We start from the raw sequence: 18,951 nt of genomic DNA on the forward strand, positions 1-18,951 counted from the left end.
CGTTATATCCTTTCTAGTTTAATGGGCGGCGTATGGTGGGCATTCCACTGGCACACATATAGGTTCTTGTCCTCATCCACACATACATCATGGCCATGGTTAAAAATGGGCGTCTCAGCCCTATACATTTGTTGTAGTTCTCCATTTTCATAGGATGGCGAACTGCCTCCGGGATTGGAGACGACCCTATCTCCTTCCATCACCGTAACAAACCCCGTATCACGTACCCAGCCTTTGTTTTCGTCCCTGGTCTTGCTCCAGCAAACACCTGCGTACAGGTTGTCATCATCAAAGACAGGTCGGCAAACATACAGCCCTGGTAATTCCACCGTCTTGATATATTCTCCCTCCAAGGTAAAATACTTGAAGCAATTTTCAGTCCGCGAGGTACATACCAGCACCGGTTTCTCACCTCGGTAGTCTATGGCTATGCCATGGGCATTCTGCAGATTTTCAGTTGCATTTTCATTGTGATGGCCGCCAAAATGTCGTTTATATTGGCCTTTATGGTCATATTGAATGATATAATCTGATCCATATCCATCAGCCACGTAAATATCCCCATTGGGGCCTACGGCTATCTCAGTAGGCATAAATGGCTCGTCTTCCTTATAGACCCCGATGGTATGCGGATCTGGTAGATTAAAAATCAGCCTTCCATTTATATCGGTCTTCGACACAAAACCTGCCTGTCTCTGCATGGCTCCATTTCTGTCCATGAACCAGCCGCAGTCCGCAATATAAAGGACATCCTCTCCCCCTTCATCATGGATGGTAAGTCCGTGCCCTCCGGGGTATTGTGTCCCCCAATAATCCAGCAGTTTTCCCGACTTATCAAAAACCAAGATATTGTTATCGGTATGGTCTCCTATCATCAGGAGCCTACCTTTACTGTCCATGACCATTTCATGGCAATTGAGGAGGGAAGTTTGAGCCAAGCCTATCTTGGCCCAGTCCCGCTTCACTTTATATCTATAGTCTCCGTGTCCGACGATTTGATCTTCCAGTCGTGTGGATTTTCCCATCCCCAGACTGATATTGGGAAACATACTCGCTGCACTTAGGGCCATGGCCGTGTTTCCTATAAATTTTCTCCTTGAGTTTATCATTATGCTAAAATATCTTTTACTACATGCCCCCCTACATCGGTGAGTCTAAAACGGCGGCCTTGGTGCTTAAAAACAAGTTTTTCATGATTCACTCCCAGCAGGTGCAATAGGGTAGCATGAAAATCATGGACATGCACCGGGTTTTCCGTTACATTATAACTAAAATCATCCGTAGCTCCATAGGTAAATCCAGGTTTCACTCCTGCACCGGCCATCCACATCGTAAAGCACCGTGGGTGGTGGTCTCTACCATAGTTATCGGGGGTCAATTTCCCTTGGGAATATACCGTGCGCCCAAATTCACCTCCCCAGATCACCAAAGTATCCTCAAGCATTCCCCGTTGTTTTAGGTCCTTGATAAGGGCTGCTGTGGCCTGATCGGTATTCTTACATTGATTACGGATGCCTCCTGGCAAATAATTATGCTGGTCCCATCCCCTATGATAAAGCTGTACGAACTTCACGCCTTTTTCCAATAACCTTCTTGCCATTAGACAATTGGCCGCATAGGTTCCTGAATCCCTACTATCTTCTCCATACATATCAAACATATGGTCGGGTTCGTCGGACATATCGGTGATTTCTGGCACAGAGGTCTGCATCCTATAGGACATTTCATATTGGGCTATCCTGCCCAATATCTCCGGATCCCCATAGGCGCTATGCTGAATCTCATTTAGTTGCTTCAGGTATTTCAACATTTCTGCCCGATCCTCGCCATCATAATTTTCAGGATTGTTTAGGAACAACACCGGTTCCTTTCCAGACCTAAACTGGACACCTTGATGCTGGGTAGGCAAAAAACCATTGCCCCATAACCTCGAATAAATGGGCTGGCCTCCTGCGTTTTTGGAGTTAAGGACAATAAACGTGGGCAGGTTTTCATTGGACGAGCCTAGGCCATAGCTGACCCAAGAGCCGATGGATGGCCTGCCCGGCAACTGGTGTCCTGTCTGGAAAAACGTAATGGCAGGGTCATGGTTGATCTGTTCGGTTTGCATGGACTTTATAAAACACAGGTCATCCACCACTTCGGCGGTATGAGGCATCAGCTCACTTACCCAAGCCCTGCTCTCACCGTATTGGTCAAATTTATAGGCACTTGGCGCAATCGGCAGCGACGACTGCTGGGCACTCATCCCTGTCAACCGCTGCTCTCCCCTGACACTTGCCGGAAGTTCCTTTCCAAACATATCCGACAAGGCCGGTTTATAGTCAAATGTTTCAAACTGGGACGGCCCTCCACTCATAAAGAGGTAAATGACACGTTTGGCTTTGGGGAGATGGTGGGGAAGCCCCGGTAATCCACCACTGCCCACCGGTGGCAAGCCACTGTTTCGTGCAAATAGCTTGTCAGCCCCAAACAGGCTTCCCAAAGCAGCTGCTCCCAGCCCTAGAGAGGTCCTGGTCAAAAACTGCCTTCTATCTATCTTTTTTTCTTCCTGTTGCATCTCCTGATCGGAGGAGCGCAAGATATCATGATGGTGACACATAGGTTATCTTTTTGTTATTGCTGCATCTGAATTAATGATTACGCTGGCCACAACTGCATTGGCGGCTATGTCCAGTAGATCCAGTTGGGGATCTACTTGGTACTCGCCTGCTTCCAGCCAGCCTTTGGCTTTTTGAGGATTGTTGGCGAATTTCTCGTATTCTTTTTCCTTGAGTTCGGTAAGTAACCGCAGCTCTTCTGTTTTCGGTTCCCTACCGGTGAGCTTGATGAACGTCCGGCTAATGGCGGCTTCATTTTCCCCTTCCTTGGTCATTTCTTCTCCCAGCTTTTTAGAGATCTCCACGAAAGTAGGGTCATTCAACAGTACCAAGGCCTGTAGCGGCGTATTGGTCTTTTGTCTTCTTACGGTACACTCACTCCTGTTGGGCTGGTCAAATGTAGATTGGGTGGGATTCGGTACTGTCCTCTTCCAAATCGTATAGAGGGATCTCCTGTAGAGCTTATCTCCCGTATCCTGCACATAGGTATCGGCATTCATGGCCCATAATCCTTCTGGTTGGTAAGGGCGGACGCTTTTGCCCCCTACCTTGTCCACAAGCAAACCACTCGCTACAAGGCCATTATCACGGATCATCTCACTGCTCAGGCGTACTTTTGGGCCTCTGGCAAGGTAGGTATTGTCAGGATCATTCTTTCTTATTTCCTCAGCTACTTTAGACGACTGCCTGTAAGTCGCTGACATGACGATCTGCTTGTTAAGAGCTTTCACATCCCAGCCACTTTCTCTAAAACTTATCGCCAGATAATCCAATAAGGCAGGATGGGAAGGCAGCTCCCCTTGGTTGCCAAAGTCCTCACTGGTCTTCACAATCCCCCTACCAAAGAAATTTTGCCAATATCGGTTGACCGCCACCCTAGAGGTGAGTGGATGGTCAGGATGAAAAAGCCACTTGGCCAATCCAAGTCTGTTTTTTGGGTAATCCTCTGGCATGGGCAATATCCTTTCAGGAACATCCGGCTGAACCTCCTCTCCATGCTCACTGTACAATCCTCTCTCCAGTAGATAGGACTGACGCCTGTTTTCCATCTCCTTCATGATCATGACCTCTGGTACCTGCTCAGTACTGTCCACTAGGGCCGTCCGCGTTTGCATCAATTCTTTTTCTACCTCTTGATAGGGACGATAAACCTGTTTTAGGTAATATTCGTATAAGAGCTCCTTTTCTGTCTTAGATAGCTGATCGGATGTTTTTTCAAGCATCTGAGGGGGGTCTTTTCCTGCCCAAGCGAGTACCTCAAGACCTGTCAGCTGCCTACCATATACCTGAATTTCATCCACCATTGCATTGCGGATGCCAAAGCCCCTCCATCTTCCGCCGATTTTCAGGCCAGGTTCTATTGGATCTTTATAGATTTGGTCTTCATAGTTTCCAAATATAATGTCCTTATAGAGGTTGTCGTTGACGACAGTCATCTCCATTTCTTCACCGTTCATAAACAGCTTAAGTCCTTCTGCCTGACTGCTACCATCATAAGTCATCGCTACATGGATCCACTTTTCCCTGGGGATTTCCTGCACCGTATGTTTCTCAATAGCATTATCTGGCCAGGTATGGGCCATTAGTAGCTCTAGTTTATTGTCCCTTAAATACAGGTGATACCCTTTATAACTGTGCAGTCGGGCCCCTTTGTTTTTATGGAAGAGCACACCTTCTTTCAGTGAATCCGGAAGATGGACCCACATCCCAATACTGAACTCCTCGTTCCTCTTGTATATTCCGACAGGCTTAAGGTCGAGCCAAGCATCCCCATCAATTTTCAATGCTTTTCCTGACCGACCTTCTACAAAAGTAGGCTGCTCACCTTTCGTGGCATTCCTATCCATCTTTCCTGATTTTCCCGTGACGGTATTGGTCAGGTTACCGTTAAGGTCAAACCGGCCTGCCCTTCCGTCCAAATCCGAAAGGGAGATTTTCTGATATTCTTGGTTCTCTATCCATTCTTCCGCTTGTGCTTTCCCTTCTTCAGCTGCTTTTTTGAGCTTGTTCTCATCTTTCTTTTCCATATCCTCTAGGTAAGCCAAGACCTTTTCCTGCTTTTCATTGGGCCAAAGCATATTGGGAACAGGAATATCTCCGGCATCCCATGAAATCTGCCCTGTCTCATTAAGGTTATTGAAATAGGCATAAAATTCGAAAAAGTCTTTTTGGGAAATGGGATCGTATTTGTGATCATGGCAGCGGGCACAGGCCATGGTCATCGCCATAGCTCCTTGGCCCAATACGGATGCCCGGTCAGCCACATACTCTACCCTAAACTCCTCATCCACAATACCACCTTCCATGTTCTGGGGATGAAGACGGTTAAAACCAGTAGCCAACAGCATCTCTTTGGTCGGGTCGGGATATAAATCCCCTGCGATCTGCCAACTCAAGAACTGGTCATAGGACATGTTTTCATTGAAAGAATCAATGACCCAAGTCCTCCACGGGCTCATGTCTCGGTAACGGTCTACTTGATACCCATACGTGTCGGCATACCTGGCCACATCCATCCAGTCCATCGCCATCTTCTCTCCATAGTGTGGCGACTCCAATAGCCGGTCTACTTGCTTTTCATAAGCATTGGGAGACTGGTCGTTTACAAACGCCTCTATTTCAGCTGGACTTGGAGGAAGTCCGGTCAGGTCCAACGACAACCGCCGAAGCAAAAGCGGTCTTTCCTCTTCTTCGACAAAGGACAGCCCTTTCTGCTCTAACTTGGACAAGACAAAACGATCAATATCGTTGTGGACCTTCTCTTCATTGGCCACTTCCGGTGCTTCTTTCTTTTCTGGCTTTTTAAAGGCCCAATGAGGCTCATATTCGGCTCCATCCTCTATCCACTTTACCAATATGGCCTTTTCACGGTCGGTTAGTGAAAGATTGGACTTAGGGCTGGGCATCACCACATTTTTATCATCGCTCAATATCCGTCTGACGACCTCGCTTTTCCCTGGTTTCCCCGGAACGATGGCACGCTCTCCAGAATCACCTGAACCATGTGCAGTCTCTGCCATATGCAGCTGAAGCCCCGATTTTATCGTCCCCTTGTCTGGACCATGACAAGCAAAACACTTATCAGATAGTATGGGTTTTACATCGATGTTAAAATCCAATTGCTCAGGAAGGTCATTATACACTTCTTCTATTTCGGGAGGAATCGGCTCCGAACATGACCAAAATATAATATTGATCAAGAAAAATATTAAACGTATATAACTTTTCATAAATGGGTTTTATTGTTTTTTATACTTTTACAAATATTCTCAAATAGAATTTAATTCTATTATAGTAATTCGATTAAAAAATATACATTTCCGATATATAGCAACAACACATGAAACTAAACTCCTTACAGTTACAATTGCTCCACGCCGGCAAAGCTAGGCTCGACAACAGATGGAATTTTGATAATGTGATCAGTCCATTTTATCGGCTATACCTGATCAAAGATGGTTCGGGCATAGTGAACCATTCCAATGAAGTATTCTATCTCAAACCTGGCCATCTATACCTTATTCCAAGCTTTACTTTTGGACGGTATTTTTGTGAATATTTCCAGGTCCAATATTACTTGGGGGTCGTCGAAGACATCGGAGACGCTGGTTCTGTCTTTGACCACTTTAACTTTAGCTATGAAGTACCTGCAGTACCTGCTGACGAGTTGATTTTCAAACGAATAATCGAAATCAATCCAGGCAGAAACTTGATCAATGACGACCCTAAGGTATATGACAGGTATCCTGAGCTTGAAAGTTTCAAAGTAAAAAACCAAGAAATGCCTCCTTCTAAATCCTTAGAAACCCATGGCCTGTTACAACTCCTTTTGTCCCGGTTTATACGCCATACCAAAATCTCCAAGCAGCCCTCTATTAGCGAAGGTAAAATCCAAGAATCTGCTAAATTCATCCGCCAAAACCTACACAGGGACCTTACCGTTCAGGAAGTCGCCGATGCAGTCAATTTAAGCACAGACTACTTTTCCAGTCTCTTCCACAAGACCTTTGGTATTCGGCCATTGAAATATATACAATCCCGAAAAATAGAACGGGCGCAAGTATTGCTTGCCACCACCAACGATCCATTGCCGGTTATTGCCGAAAAAACCGGATTTGAATACGTTAGTTATATGTCCAGATTATTCAAGAATCAGACAGGAAAGAGTCCAGGGCAATACAGAAAAGACCTCTTGGGAAGACAATAAAGCACACAAAACAGGTGATTTTGACCAGATAGTGGTGAATGATCAGATTGCCACCGTTATTTTTCTGGGTAATGTGTCCGGTACCTGTCCATCCGCTCCATCGCTTTTCCTTCATACTCCCTTTTTAGTTGCCATAAAGGACGCTCTAGTGAAAGCTCCCACTCGAAGAGCTCCTTGTATAGCTTACGCACCATATCGGGATGGTCATAGGCCAGGTTTTTTTCTTCTCTTTCATCTTGACGGATATTGTACAATTCTGCGGGTCGGTCTGGAAAACGCAACAATTTCCAGTCTCCCTTTCGAATGGCCCCTCGATTCTCTTTTTTCCAGAATAATTTATCATGGGGCCTTTCAGCAATCTCCCCCGAAAGATAAGGCAACAGATTCACTCCGTCGCTTCCTTCCAACACCTTAGGATCTCCCCCCGCAGCTGCATAAAAGGTAGGCAAGAGGTCCAATGTGGAAGTGGGAAATGAATAGGAGCTCCTCCCGGAAAGCCCCGCCGGGTACCGTACTAGACATGGAACCCGGATTCCCCCTTCCAAGTGATTGGCTTTAGTCCCGCTAAGGGGATAGTTATTGGCGGCACTGGCATCAGTAGGCCCTCCATTATCATTGGTAAAGACCACTAGGGTATTTTCGTCCAGACCTAACTCTTTGAGCTGGTTCAGCACCTGTCCACAAGCCCTATCCATTGCCAAGGTCATGGCAGCCATTTTTTTTCGTTTTCCTGAAAGCCCCTCTATCATGGCCAAATCCTCTTCCTTGGCCTCCAGTGGTGTATGAACGGCATTGAAAGACAGGTAAAGAAAAAAAGGATGGTCTTTATTATCACGGATAAAACGACAGGCTTCATCGGCAAATACATCTGTCAGGTACCGCTCTGGCTCTTCAAACTCCCCAAAGCCACGCTCCATTCGGTCTTCGGGTCGACTGGCCTTTTGGTCTTCATCCAAGGGCCAAAAACTTCTGGCGCCCCCACGGAAACCATAAAATTCATCAAACCCGCGGTCCAGGGGGTGGAATCTGTCCGCATTGCCCATATGCCATTTTCCGATGACCATCGACCTGTAGCCTAAGGGCTTGAGATAATCAGCTATGGTATTCAAGCCTACCGGAAGGCCCATTTCATCACCAGTAAGACCTGAAGCGCTCATAATGCCGGGAACGTTATTTTCCTCGTAGCCAAATCGCTGCTGGTACATCCCTGTCAATAATCCAGCCCGTGATGGACCACAAACCGCAGCAGTAACATAAAACTGATCGAGCTCCACACTTTCATTGGCAAACGCATCCAGGTAAGGCGTGGGAAAGCCGCTGTTTCCTTGGAAACCAAAATCATAATATCCTGCGTCATCACTGAAAAGCAACACGATATTGGGCTTCTTTTGTTGTCCTTGTACTGTTACCGTGCAGCTAAAGGCTGTCACTATCAGTACCCATAAATGTACCCTATTCTTTGTGCCCATTATGCTCCCCTATTTCATGTCCTCCATTACCTGGGCATTTTCTTCTGCCACTCTTTGCTGTTGCTTTTTGCTGAGGCCATGTTGATAATAGAATTCCGGCTTATAATAGTAATTGTGCTTTTTCATTTCCGGGTCATGGGTATCCAAGCTCAGGTCGCAATCAAACCTTAGCAGGATAGCGTGGTTGTGTTTCCAGTCCGTAGCATTCGTGATATGTGAAATGCCCCAAGTGATGCCTTTGCCATAATCCGTATCCGTAAAAGCATCAGGCATAAAAGGACCAGCTGCAGTCGGCATCAGGTTGGTGATCGCAGCGATTTCAAAGTTCACTCCATCTTCTGCATATTGAATGGTAAAGTGCTCATTTCCATCTTTTATGACCAGAGCAGCGATGCCTTCTTTGAACGGAAAAAGTGTGGTCTCATGTCCACTATTGATAACCGGATTCAATGGATGTTTTCTGAATGGACCCAGCGGGTGATCGGCTATGGCCAGTCCTTGCATCCTTACCAAATTAGGATCACCATCAAAATCAGACTTGTAGTATAGGTAAATTTTACCATCATGCACAATAGGTTGGGGGTCATGAATGGAAAACTGATCCCATTCTCCTGGTCCTCCATTGGGGATGACGATTTCATTGTACGGCGTCCAAGGACCGTCAGGCGAGTCGGCATAGGAAACGGCCACTGGACAGTCATCTCCCCGCTTGCCACTGGCTTCCATAAATCCTTGATAGTACAGGTAATATTTTCCTTCCCATTCCAGTATGTCTGTTGTCGTCACTGAGCGCCATCCCACTTGTGGTTTAGGAGGTCTCGGCACTGCCACGCCCTGTTCTTCCCAATGGACACCGTCCTTACTCGTGGCATACCAAATCTCCGACAGGTCCCAATCTGATGAGGGGATGGTATCATTGGATTTTTCAGCTCCCTGTGGTGGGAGCGGCGTATTCCTATAGGTGTACCAAACGTAATATTGGCCATTGGCATAGATCACTTTAGAAGGGTCCCTTCTTGAAATGGTCCCGTCGTGGCCGTTATAATCGAAGCCCTTTAATTCTGTATATTTAAACTGGCTGTACAATTCATTGTCCTCTGGCCTGGGTGCGGGGTAGGCATCGTAGTTTCTTTCCAACGCTGCACTGAGTTCGATATCCGGCTTTTCTTTGGGCAAGACAAATGGAAACGCTTTGGATGACTGCTCTTGGGCAAAGACATTCATGGTAATTGTCAGCCCTCCTACTAGCGCCATAGTTAATTTTCTGTTCATCGTATTTAAGGTTATTTCAAGTTATTTAAATCATTAAATAGCCGTCAGGCAATAAATCTTTTCCCCTAAAATGATGGTAAATCCATAAACCACGGCAATACTCCTCCTAGACAAAAACTGTACAGTACAATAAAACCCTAAACATCCTTATTTAAATTACTGTACAATTCCATAAATTTAAAACTTACTTACTAACAAAAAATTCATCCATATTCCGAATTGACCATTAAAATTTTAGAAGAATACAATAGTAAAGAGACATATGACCATCCAATAAAAACATACCAGCTACTAGACTATTTCTAAAGCTGTCTAACTTACATCTGACAATCTACTAGATTAATTAACATGAACCCAATCCATTTAATCTCCAGTAAATTTCAAGATATACGGCCAATGAACCTTTTAATGGCCTTACTATCTTTGTTGGTACTCGCTGAACCAATCGCTGCCAAACAGTTTCCTCCTCAAGGGATTTATAAAAAAGGCCGGTGTATCGAAGGGGATAGTTTAAAAACCATTGATCCGGAAGCCTCCTTAAAGCTCTTCCAGCAATGTAAAGCCGACCTTCTCCATAAAGGCGACACCCTCGGCGCCATCGACATCATCAACCGTATCTCCAATATCCATGGAAACCACGCACGCTATAAAATGGCTTACGATGGATACTGGGAAGCGCTCGACTTGGCGACGAAGGCCAACTTAGAATATGCCAGAGGAACCATCTACTATAAAATCGGCCAAACCTACGGGTACTATAAAAAGATCAACAAATCACTCAATTACCTGAACATTGCCCTTGATATCAATAAGAAACTTATCGAGGCCGGTGAGATCCATAAAAATGAACTGATCAACAACTACCTGGGAATGGTGGCCCTTTACCGACAAAACCAAATGCCCTTTGAGGCCAAAAAGTACTTGGACAGTTGTTTTCAGATACTGCCCCCTACCGTTACGCCTGTAGAATCCCCTTATGTGTTCTTTGAAAAAGGCTATGTCCTGTCAGAAACCGGAGACCCCGAAAAAGCCATTTCCATATCGAAAGAAATCATACCTTGGTTTCAAAAAAACACACCGAGCTATCTCGTGCTGGTCTATGCTTATCTGGCAGACTATTACAAAGTACAAAAGGACTTTCAAGCTAGTGAAAATTATTACTTGCAGTCCATAGAAACATCAGCCAAATACCATAGCCACATCGACTTCTCTTCCTTGGTACACAAAAAGCTATCTGATCTATATGCACAAATAGGGGATTTCAAAAATGCCTATATCAGTCTGGGAGAAGCCAAAAGCTTGGATGATCAGTTTTTTGACAGCAGAAGCCCCAGCAATACCGGTTTGTTGGAAATACAGGACCTCTTTCGCTTAGAAAAGGAAAAGCAGGAAGAACTCCTCCAGCAACAACGGCTCGAAACCTTGGAGCACAAAGACCGCGTGTCCTTTCTTCAAAAGGTGATATTGGCCATTATCATTGTATTTGGTGCATTTATCGGCGGAGTATATATCCGTAATCGAACCAAAAAATTCAAAGCTGAAAAAGAATACCTTAAGAAAAAGCAAGCCTTGGAAGTCCAAAAAGCCCAAGAGGTACTAGAAATCAAGAACAAGGAGCTTATCGCCAGCACGGTGCAATTGATCGAAAAGGATGAGCTGCTAATGGACATCAAGACACAGCTCAAGGAACTTAAAAAAGACGACCAAAAGACGCCTGTCAACACATTGATAAAAAATATCGACTTTCATTCTACCCGAAATTGGGATGAGTTCGAAAAGCGGTTTATCCAGATCAACACTGGGTTCTATGAGCGATTGAAGGTCAAGTTCCCAAAACTCAACCATAATGACCACAGACTCTGCGCCTTGATCAAATTGAATATGTCAAGTAAGGAAATGGCAAGTTTACTGGCCATCTCTGTAGAGTCCGTGCACACGAATAGGTACCGCCTAAGAAAAAAACTACAACTGGATAGAAGTGTCAACCTAGAAGACTATATAGGGAATATATAAACTGCTATTCTGCACATCACTTTCTTTTTACTTTATCGTCAGTTTCCACCATTTCACCTCTTGTCCATATGTTTCATATCCGGTAACATATGGACAATCTTCCTCATTTTTATTCTTTCGAAAAAACACTCTAACACCATAAAAAAGGCTGCAACGAGCCGTTACACACTGTTTTACATCGTTGTCTAGTTTATATCGAGGCACAAAAATTGGTTTAAGGGCAGGATTTCAACTTTTTGCTAGGGTCAATTAAAGTTAATAACCCAAACCCTATTCTTATGCAAAACTATACATAGCCCTAAAGTGCCCGATCTACTCGGACACTTATTCCCACAGCACTACAAGTATTCACTTGTTAGATCTCATTTTTAATTTAAAGTTATACATTATGAAACCCAGAATTTCAATTAAGCCCCAGCATTTATTGGGGGTGTTAATGATTTTGTCTGCCTTTTTCTGGCCTTTGGCCGAGTCAATGGCACAAAATCCAACGATTACCGGTACCGTTATAGACGAAAACGGAGAGACGCTTCCAGGAGTAAACATCCTATTGAAAGGAAGCAGCACGGGGACCATCACGGATATTGAAGGGAACTACACCATTGATGCCCCAGCAGAAGGAACATTGGTCTTCAGTTTTATAGGATACCAAAGCCAAGAGATTTCTGTCTCAGGAAGGTCAAAAATAGACATCACCTTATCTTCAGATCTTGAAAACCTCGACGAAGTGGTCGTCATCGGTTACGGAACCCGGACCAAAGGGGAACTAACTGGTGCCGTGGCCACAGTGGACAAGGACTTTCTCGATCAGCAGCCAACGGGCAACGTCAGTAAAGCCCTCCAAGGTAGTACTTCGGGCATTACCGTGGTCAATTCCGCTACTCCTGGTGGCCAATCTGAAATCAGGATCCGTGGTATGGGAACGATAAACAACAATGGTCCTTTATGGGTAGTGGACGGAGTATATGGCGCCAATCCTCCCCCTCCAAACCAGATCGAGTCCATTCAGATACTAAAAGATGCAGCATCTACGGCCATTTACGGTGCTAGAGGTGCCAATGGTGTAATATTGGTCACCACCAAATCAGGTAAGGCCGGTCAGCCTGCCCAAGTATCCGTGAGCATGCGTACAGGATTCAACAAACCGAATGCGAAATTTGACATCATGACCAACCCTCAGGAACTCGGGGAGTTGATGTGGATGGAGTTGGAAAACGATGGACTGCCTACCTCCAGTGTACATTACGGAAGCGGTGACCAACCTGTGTTGAACGATTACCTTTACCCCAATGGTGGCTCATTCGGTGATCCTTCTACCAGTATGGACCTCTATGACCAACTAAACTACCCCATCACTGAATCCAGTAAAGCCGGAACAGATTGGATGGATGTCGTTTACCAAGATGGTTCCATCCAAGACTTCAACCTATCGGTGACTGGTGGTGGCGAAAAGACAAATTATGCTTTCCAAGGTAACTACCTGAAGGAAAATGGCATATTCAAACACACCTCCTATGAAAGGATCTCACTTCGTTCCAATGTGGATGCGAAAATAAACGATTGGCTAAAGATCGGCGAGCGATTAGGGGTCATGTTCAGCCAAAACAAAGGGTATAATGGAAACAATACCCATGAAAGCCTTTTGAACGAGTTGTATACTATCAATCCTATTTTGCCCGTTTACGATGTGGCCGGGAACTATGCAGGGGGAGTAGTCGGCGGAAATGTCTACGAAGGTCCTAACCCTTTGGGACTGCTCGAAAGATCAGGAGACAGCAAAAACACCACGTATAACCTCACTGGTAATATCTACGCTGAGCTAAGCCCAATTAAAGATTTTACGTTCAAAACGTTATTTGGGTACAATATTAATCTTTCCCAAAATTTCACTCCTAGGTTTCCAGACCCAGAAAATACCAATGGCACTGATGGTACCACCCTAAATGAAGGAAGTGCTGTCAATATGGCCTGGAACTGGAGTAACACCTTAAACTATACCAAGACCTTCAACAAGAACCACAACATCGATCTTTTGGTAGGTACAGAAGCTGTCAAAAGCAGTTATAGAAACATTTACGCTTCCAGACAGGATTATTTCAGTACAGACCTTAATTTCATGGTACTGGATGCCGGGGCAAGTAACCAGCTAAACGGAGGAAATGCCTCTGCTTGGTCGTTGTTTTCCTATTTTGGGAGAGCCCACTATGACTATAATAAAAAGTACATCGCCGATGTCACTATCAGAAGGGACGGCTCTTCACGTTTTGGGGTAAACAACCGATTTGGTGTGTTTCCTGCGGTATCTCTCGGCTGGGTGCTCTCAGAAGAGAACTTCATGTCGGGAGTAGATGGATGGATGGATTTCCTAAAACTCCGTACCAGCTGGGGACAATCCGGAAATGACCAGATAGGTAATTACAACAGCTATTCCATCTACAATAGTAACCCCGGTAACTCCTACTACGCCATCGGTGGAGGAGATAATACCATCGTGGTAGGCTACCAATCGGCCACCCGTGGAAACCCCGATGCCAAATGGGAAACGACAACATCGACCAACATTGCCCTTGATGCGACGTTCTTTTCAAACTTAGACGTAACAGTGGATTTTTGGCAGAAAGACACCAAGGACATGCTGTTCCCCATCGCCATTCCTCTGGTAGCAGGAAGTGCCACTCCTCCATCAGTAAATATTGGCTCTATGTCAAACAAAGGAGTGGATATCACCTTGGATTACAGAGGGAAATTTGGGGCTAGTGGAGTGACCTACACCCTTTCCGGAAACTTCACCCATTACAAAAATGAGGTGACCAAACTTTCCAATAATTCCAGCGAATTTATCCAAGGGTTTCCAATAAGACAGTCCGTCTATACACGTACTGAACCAGGACGTTCCTTTCCTGAATTTTACGGATATGTGGTCGATGGAATCTTCCAGACTCAGGAAGAAGCCGATAACCACCCCACCAACGGAACCTACAATGCCCCTGGTAATCTAAAAATAAAGGACGTGGATGGTGACGGAACCATCACCCCAGAGGATAGAACGTATATAGGTAACCCCCATCCGGACTTCACCACTGGTCTTCGCTTGGGACTTGGGTATAAAGGATTTGATTTTGCTGCTACATTATATGCTTCAGTGGGCAATGATATTGCCAACTATACCAATCGTTTTATCAGGTATGGCCTTTTCCAAGGTCCCAATAGCGCTGACAGGCTGTATAAGTCTTGGGGATCTCCCTATTTGGAAAATAACGAAGACGCTATTTTGCCTAAAGTATCCAACAGTACTTCCTTCGAGCAGAATCCTTCTTCGGTATACATAGAGGACGGTTCTTACCTGAGATTACAAAACCTACAGATAGGGTACAACTTCCCAGAACACATTCTGGATCGTCTAAAAATCAATAACCTTAGACTGTATTTCATGGGGTCAAACCTGTTTACCATCACTGGATACTCAGGTCTGAACCCAGAGATCCCAGCCAAAAGGGATAATGGTGTCGCCAGGGAAATAGACCGAGGGGTAGATACTGGTGCGTGGCCCGTTTCCCGTCAGTTAATGTTCGGTCTCAATCTCAGTCTTTAACCCAAAATCTCATTATCATGAAAAAACCAATTTTAATAATAAGTGCGTTTTTCAGCCTGTTCCTACTGCATGGTTGCAGCGAGGAGTTTTTGGATGAGAAACCTTACGGAGCGATCAATCAAACCCTACTTAACAACGAAGAGGGTGTCAACAGCCTGTTAATATCAGCATATGCCATGCTGGACGGATACGCAGAAGGGGAAGCCCCTAGCGGCAACCAAGGTGAAGCTTCGGTGATGAACTGGGTATGGGGCGATGTCCCCTCCGACGACATGCACCGAGGTGACCAAAATGGAGGATGGACCCAAATCAACGACGTGGAACGATACGAGGTCCGCTCGGACAATGAATGGCTAAATGGCTCCTGGGGAGTAAACTATGAGGCTATCTCAAGGGCCAATGATGCGCTATTGGCACTTTATGAATCTGAAGACATTCCCGAAACCAGGTACAAGCAGCTGGAAGCAGAAGCTAAATTCCTAAGGGCTTGGTTTCATTTCCAACTGAGAATGGTATTTGAGCGCATTCCTTATATCCTAGAAGGGGTGGATGCTACCCAAGTCAAAAACGATGTGGAAGTATGGGACCAGATAGAAGGCGACCTACAATTTGCCATAGACAATTTAAATCCGAACCCAAGTGACCCCGGCCGGGCATCCATGTGGGCAGCGATGGCCTTCAAAGCCCGTGTTCACCTTTTCCAACAGGAATATGCAGAAGCAAAGCCTCTTCTGGATGACATTATCATCGATGGCCCTTTCCAGTTGGAGTCCCATTTTTACAATAACTTCGACGAGGAAAAACAGAATAATGGAGAGAGTATCTTTGAAATCCAATATTCGGTAAATGACGGAGCTGGTGTGGCCAATTCTGGCATCGACCACCAGACCCTCTACCCACGAGGCTCGGATGTAGGTCTATGCTGTGCATACAGTGCTCCTTCATTCGATCTCTTTAATGCCTTCAAGGTGGACGAAAATGGTCTTCCTCTTTTGGATACTTTCCAAGATAACCTCCTCGTGGAGGACTATGGTATCTTGACCACCGAATCATTTACCCCTACCGATCACCTTCTGGATCCACGAGTAGACTGGACCATTGGCAGACGGGGAATTCCCTTCCTTGACTGGGGACCAATGAGTGGTAGTGACTGGATGCTTGACCAGCTGAACATGGGACCTTTTGTCAACAAGAAAATCATGTGGTACAAAAGAAACAGGGGTGAAATATCCACTGAATCCAGCTATTGGGCATCAGGTGTAAACGGGAACAACTTCCGAGTACTGCGGCTTGGACACGTCCTGCTGTGGAGAGCTGAAGTGGCTGTGGAAGAAAATGACCTAAGCACAGCGCTATCGTTGGTAAACCTCATCCGAAACCGAGCTGCCGATGACATGGTAATGGGAAAAGTACTCAACGATTCATTTGGATCTAACGATCAAATCGAAATCGACGAAACCCAACCTGCCGCAAATTACAAACTGGAGCCCTACCCTTCTTTTCCAAGTCAAGAATACGCACGTAAAGCCGTCAGACATGAAATCCGAATGGAATTTGCCCTTGAGGGAATGCGTTACTTTGACCTGAGGAGATGGGGAATCGCCAACGAAACCTTGAACACTTACCTCGATAGTGAACTTGATGGCGGGCGGTTGCCTTGGCTCAATGGATCAAGCTATGGTGCCGAGGATGATTACTGGCCACTCCCACAAGTCCAGCTAGACCTGCAAATTGGAATTTTGGAACAAGACCCTGATCATTAAACGTGTATTATGCATTGGGAACTCGATAGGAGAATTTCTAATGAATAGTACGAGCTAAAATAAAAAGCAAGCACCTTGAAATAATTGGGTGCTTGCTTTTTTTTGATTTCAATAAAGGGAACCGAGGAGCGCCCTTCAACTGTATTTTTAAATCGAACTCAGGTTTTTACTTTAAATCCAACGCCCCACCAGCTACACTATAGTCTCCCACTAGGCTTTCATACTTATCTTTGAGTTCACTCAGTTTCTTCTCGTTAGAGGTCGCCAAGTTGTTTTCCTGGCCAATATCCTTCTTGAGATTATACAGCTGATAATCACTACTGTTCCCTAGTTCAATATTAACTTTTTTATTCTTCTCGGGACCTTGATAAGGAGGGATCATCAGCCAGTCACCTTTACGGAGAGCTGTCCTGGAGGTTGCTTCTAAAACAAGTGATTCACGACCACGAGGCGACTCGCCCATAAATACGTCCATCATGGCTTCACCATCCTTGGTGATTTCATCACTTCCCAAAAAGCTGGACAAAGAATTGAGAATGTCCATTTGGCTTACTAGTGCATCAGAAACTTTTGGTTCGATTTTTCCATTCCAGTACGTAAAGAAAGGTACACGTGTCCCCGCTTCGAACAGGGAATATTTGCCACCGCGGAGGGGGCCTGCAGGAGTATGATCACCCAATTTCTCCACGGCTTCATCATAATAGCCGTCATTTAGGACAGGACCATTGTCACTGGAAAATATGATCAGCGTATTGTCCAGCACACCTTGCTCTTCCAATGTTTCCATAAACTGGCCAATGCACCAATCTGCTTCCAGGATAACATCACCCCTAGGCCCCAAACCAGATTTACCGGCAAACCTTGGGTGGGGAGTGCGGGGGACATGCGGTTGCTGAAGGGCATAATAGAGAAAGAAAGGCTCGTCTTTATGCGTTTTCACATAGGCAGTGGCTTTTTCCAAGAAGTGATCGGCCATATCTTCATCCTTCCACTTGGCAGCTTCGCCTCCTTTCATATAACCGATTCGGGGAATGCCATTTACAATCGAATTGTTATGTCCATGATGCCATTTCATTTTTAGCATATCTGGATTCTCCTTCCCTGTAGGTTCACCAGGAAAGTTGTTTTTATAATCCACTTGAATGGGATCATTGGGATCAAGGTTGGCCACCTTTCCATTTTCGATATACACCGTTGGCACCCTATCCTGAGTAGCCGCCATGATATAGCTATAGTCAAAGCCCACTTCATTTGGCCCTGGACTAATCGGTTCATTCCAGTTCACATCACCTTCTCCCAAGCCCAAATGCCATTTGCCGACAATACCGGTATGGTAGCCGAGGCTGTTAAGCATCTTGGGTATGGTGAGTTGGTCTGTCCCTATTAGCAAGGGAGCTGTACCGGGCAATATTCTTGCATTCTTATTTCTCCAAGGATAAGAGCCAGTCAGCAGGCCATACCGGCTTGGCGTACAGGTGGCGGAAGTAGCATAACCATTGGTGAAGCGCACACCACCATTTGCGAGCTTATCCATATTGGGTGTGCTTAGGGCGGTGGCTCCATAAGCACTCATATCACCATATCCAAGATCATCCATATAGATGATCACTACATTGGGCTTCTGTGGGTCGTTCGCTTCATTGGATTCGGCGAGCCCTTTTGATTCTTTGCCGGAGCAGCTTACAAGTTGTGTCAATATGAGTACACCAACTGCTATTATATTATATTTCATACTTATTATGATTGTAGGTTTTTAGATCGATTAAACCCGAATATGCATTAGCCTATCTACGCCACGCACAGGTATTACTGCCTGATCCACCGTGGAGGACCAAATCAGTCGCTACGTTGCTGTTTTCTATTCTATCTGGCCGCTAGACAGGTTCACCATCCGCCCTTTGGTGGATGCCTCAATCTCCAAACGACCAGATTTATTCCCGTTTCAAACTATCCCGATAGCTATCAGGACAGGCGATAACGATTCCTAATGCATAAACCGGGTTAAACCCGGATTATGCATTAGGAATCGTAGTGA

At 45.4% G+C, this 18,951-nt stretch carries 10 protein-coding genes; 4 read left to right on the forward strand and 6 right to left on the reverse strand.

All coding sequences use genetic code 11. The features are described 5' to 3' along the window. Nucleotides 1-2: 2 nt before the first annotated feature. Genes DN752_RS04970 through DN752_RS04980 form a run of 3 tightly spaced genes read right to left on the reverse strand, consistent with a single transcriptional unit; the run spans nt 3 to nt 5,830 of the window. Nucleotides 3-1,109 (reverse strand): NHL repeat-containing protein, encoded by a 1,107-nt coding sequence (locus tag DN752_RS04970; protein ID WP_245949462.1) that lies wholly within the window; start codon nt 1,107-1,109, stop codon nt 3-5. Next, nucleotides 1,109-2,602: a DUF1501 domain-containing protein gene (locus DN752_RS04975; RefSeq protein ID WP_112782933.1), complete on the reverse strand. Its 1,494-nt coding sequence runs from the start codon at nt 2,600-2,602 to the stop codon at nt 1,109-1,111. Before DN752_RS04975 ends, DN752_RS04970 begins: the two co-directional genes overlap by 1 nt. A 3-nt stretch (nt 2,603-2,605) precedes the next feature. Further along, nucleotides 2,606-5,830, reverse strand: a complete 3,225-nt coding sequence (locus DN752_RS04980) for a DUF1553 domain-containing protein (protein ID WP_112782934.1) — start codon at nt 5,828-5,830, stop codon at nt 2,606-2,608. A gap of 110 nt (nt 5,831-5,940) precedes the next feature. On the opposite strand from DN752_RS04980, the gene DN752_RS04985 reads away from it, so the two are divergent. Further along, nucleotides 5,941-6,807, forward strand: coding sequence for an AraC family transcriptional regulator (locus DN752_RS04985; RefSeq protein ID WP_112782935.1), 867 nt, complete (start codon nt 5,941-5,943; stop codon nt 6,805-6,807). A 56-nt stretch (nt 6,808-6,863) separates the two neighbouring features. Here the strand turns inward: DN752_RS04985 and DN752_RS04990 are convergent, their stop codons facing one another. Both DN752_RS04990 and DN752_RS04995 read right to left on the reverse strand, forming a co-directional pair. Beyond that, complete coding sequence (locus tag DN752_RS04990; protein WP_112782936.1) at nt 6,864-8,276, reverse strand: sulfatase-like hydrolase/transferase; 1,413 nt, start codon at nt 8,274-8,276, stop codon at nt 6,864-6,866. Between the two features lie 9 nt (nt 8,277-8,285). Further along, nucleotides 8,286-9,548, reverse strand: a complete 1,263-nt coding sequence (locus DN752_RS04995) for a glycoside hydrolase family 117 protein (RefSeq protein ID WP_112782937.1) — start codon at nt 9,546-9,548, stop codon at nt 8,286-8,288. A 396-nt stretch (nt 9,549-9,944) separates the two neighbouring features. Here DN752_RS04995 and DN752_RS05000 point away from each other — a divergent pair, with 396 nt between their 5' ends. The 3 genes from DN752_RS05000 to DN752_RS05010 all read left to right on the forward strand — a co-directional run bounded on the left by DN752_RS05000 (nt 9,945) and on the right by DN752_RS05010 (nt 16,916). Continuing rightward, entirely contained in the window at nt 9,945-11,561 is a 1,617-nt protein-coding gene (locus DN752_RS05000) for a guanine nucleotide exchange factor domain-containing protein (RefSeq protein ID WP_112782938.1), read from the forward strand. Between the two features lie 388 nt (nt 11,562-11,949). Next, on the forward strand, nt 11,950-15,153 hold the full coding sequence (locus DN752_RS05005) for a SusC/RagA family TonB-linked outer membrane protein (RefSeq protein ID WP_112782939.1): 3,204 nt from the start codon (nt 11,950-11,952) through the stop codon (nt 15,151-15,153). Between the two features lie 17 nt (nt 15,154-15,170). After that, nucleotides 15,171-16,916 (forward strand): RagB/SusD family nutrient uptake outer membrane protein, encoded by a 1,746-nt coding sequence (locus DN752_RS05010; protein WP_112782940.1) that lies wholly within the window; start codon nt 15,171-15,173, stop codon nt 16,914-16,916. A gap of 166 nt (nt 16,917-17,082) precedes the next feature. Here the strand turns inward: DN752_RS05010 and DN752_RS05015 are convergent, their stop codons facing one another. After that, nucleotides 17,083-18,648 carry a sulfatase family protein gene (locus tag DN752_RS05015; RefSeq protein ID WP_112782941.1) on the reverse strand — a complete coding sequence of 522 codons (1,566 nt, stop codon included), beginning with the start codon at nt 18,646-18,648 and terminating at the stop codon, nt 17,083-17,085. Nucleotides 18,649-18,951 lie beyond the last annotated feature (303 nt).

The organism is Echinicola strongylocentroti, assembly GCF_003260975.1.
GTDB lineage: Bacteria > Bacteroidota > Bacteroidia > Cytophagales > Cyclobacteriaceae > Echinicola > Echinicola strongylocentroti.

What these genes read in the sequence shown, in the direction of transcription:
- DN752_RS05015 (WP_112782941.1), bottom strand. Translation starts at nt 18,648, where the DNA reads ATGAAATATAATATAATAGCAGTTGGTGTACTCATATTGACACAACTT.
- DN752_RS04990 (WP_112782936.1), bottom strand. Translation starts at nt 8,276, where the DNA reads ATGGGCACAAAGAATAGGGTACATTTATGGGTACTGATAGTGACAGCC.
- DN752_RS04975 (WP_112782933.1), bottom strand. Translation starts at nt 2,602, where the DNA reads ATGTGTCACCATCATGATATCTTGCGCTCCTCCGATCAGGAGATGCAA.
- DN752_RS05005 (WP_112782939.1), top strand. Translation starts at nt 11,950, where the DNA reads ATGAAACCCAGAATTTCAATTAAGCCCCAGCATTTATTGGGGGTGTTA.
- DN752_RS04995 (WP_112782937.1), bottom strand. Translation starts at nt 9,548, where the DNA reads ATGAACAGAAAATTAACTATGGCGCTAGTAGGAGGGCTGACAATTACC.
- DN752_RS04985 (WP_112782935.1), top strand. Translation starts at nt 5,941, where the DNA reads ATGAAACTAAACTCCTTACAGTTACAATTGCTCCACGCCGGCAAAGCT.
- DN752_RS04980 (WP_112782934.1), bottom strand. Translation starts at nt 5,830, where the DNA reads ATGAAAAGTTATATACGTTTAATATTTTTCTTGATCAATATTATATTT.
- DN752_RS05010 (WP_112782940.1), top strand. Translation starts at nt 15,171, where the DNA reads ATGAAAAAACCAATTTTAATAATAAGTGCGTTTTTCAGCCTGTTCCTA.
- DN752_RS05000 (WP_112782938.1), top strand. Translation starts at nt 9,945, where the DNA reads ATGAACCTTTTAATGGCCTTACTATCTTTGTTGGTACTCGCTGAACCA.
- DN752_RS04970 (WP_245949462.1), bottom strand. Translation starts at nt 1,109, where the DNA reads ATGATAAACTCAAGGAGAAAATTTATAGGAAACACGGCCATGGCCCTA.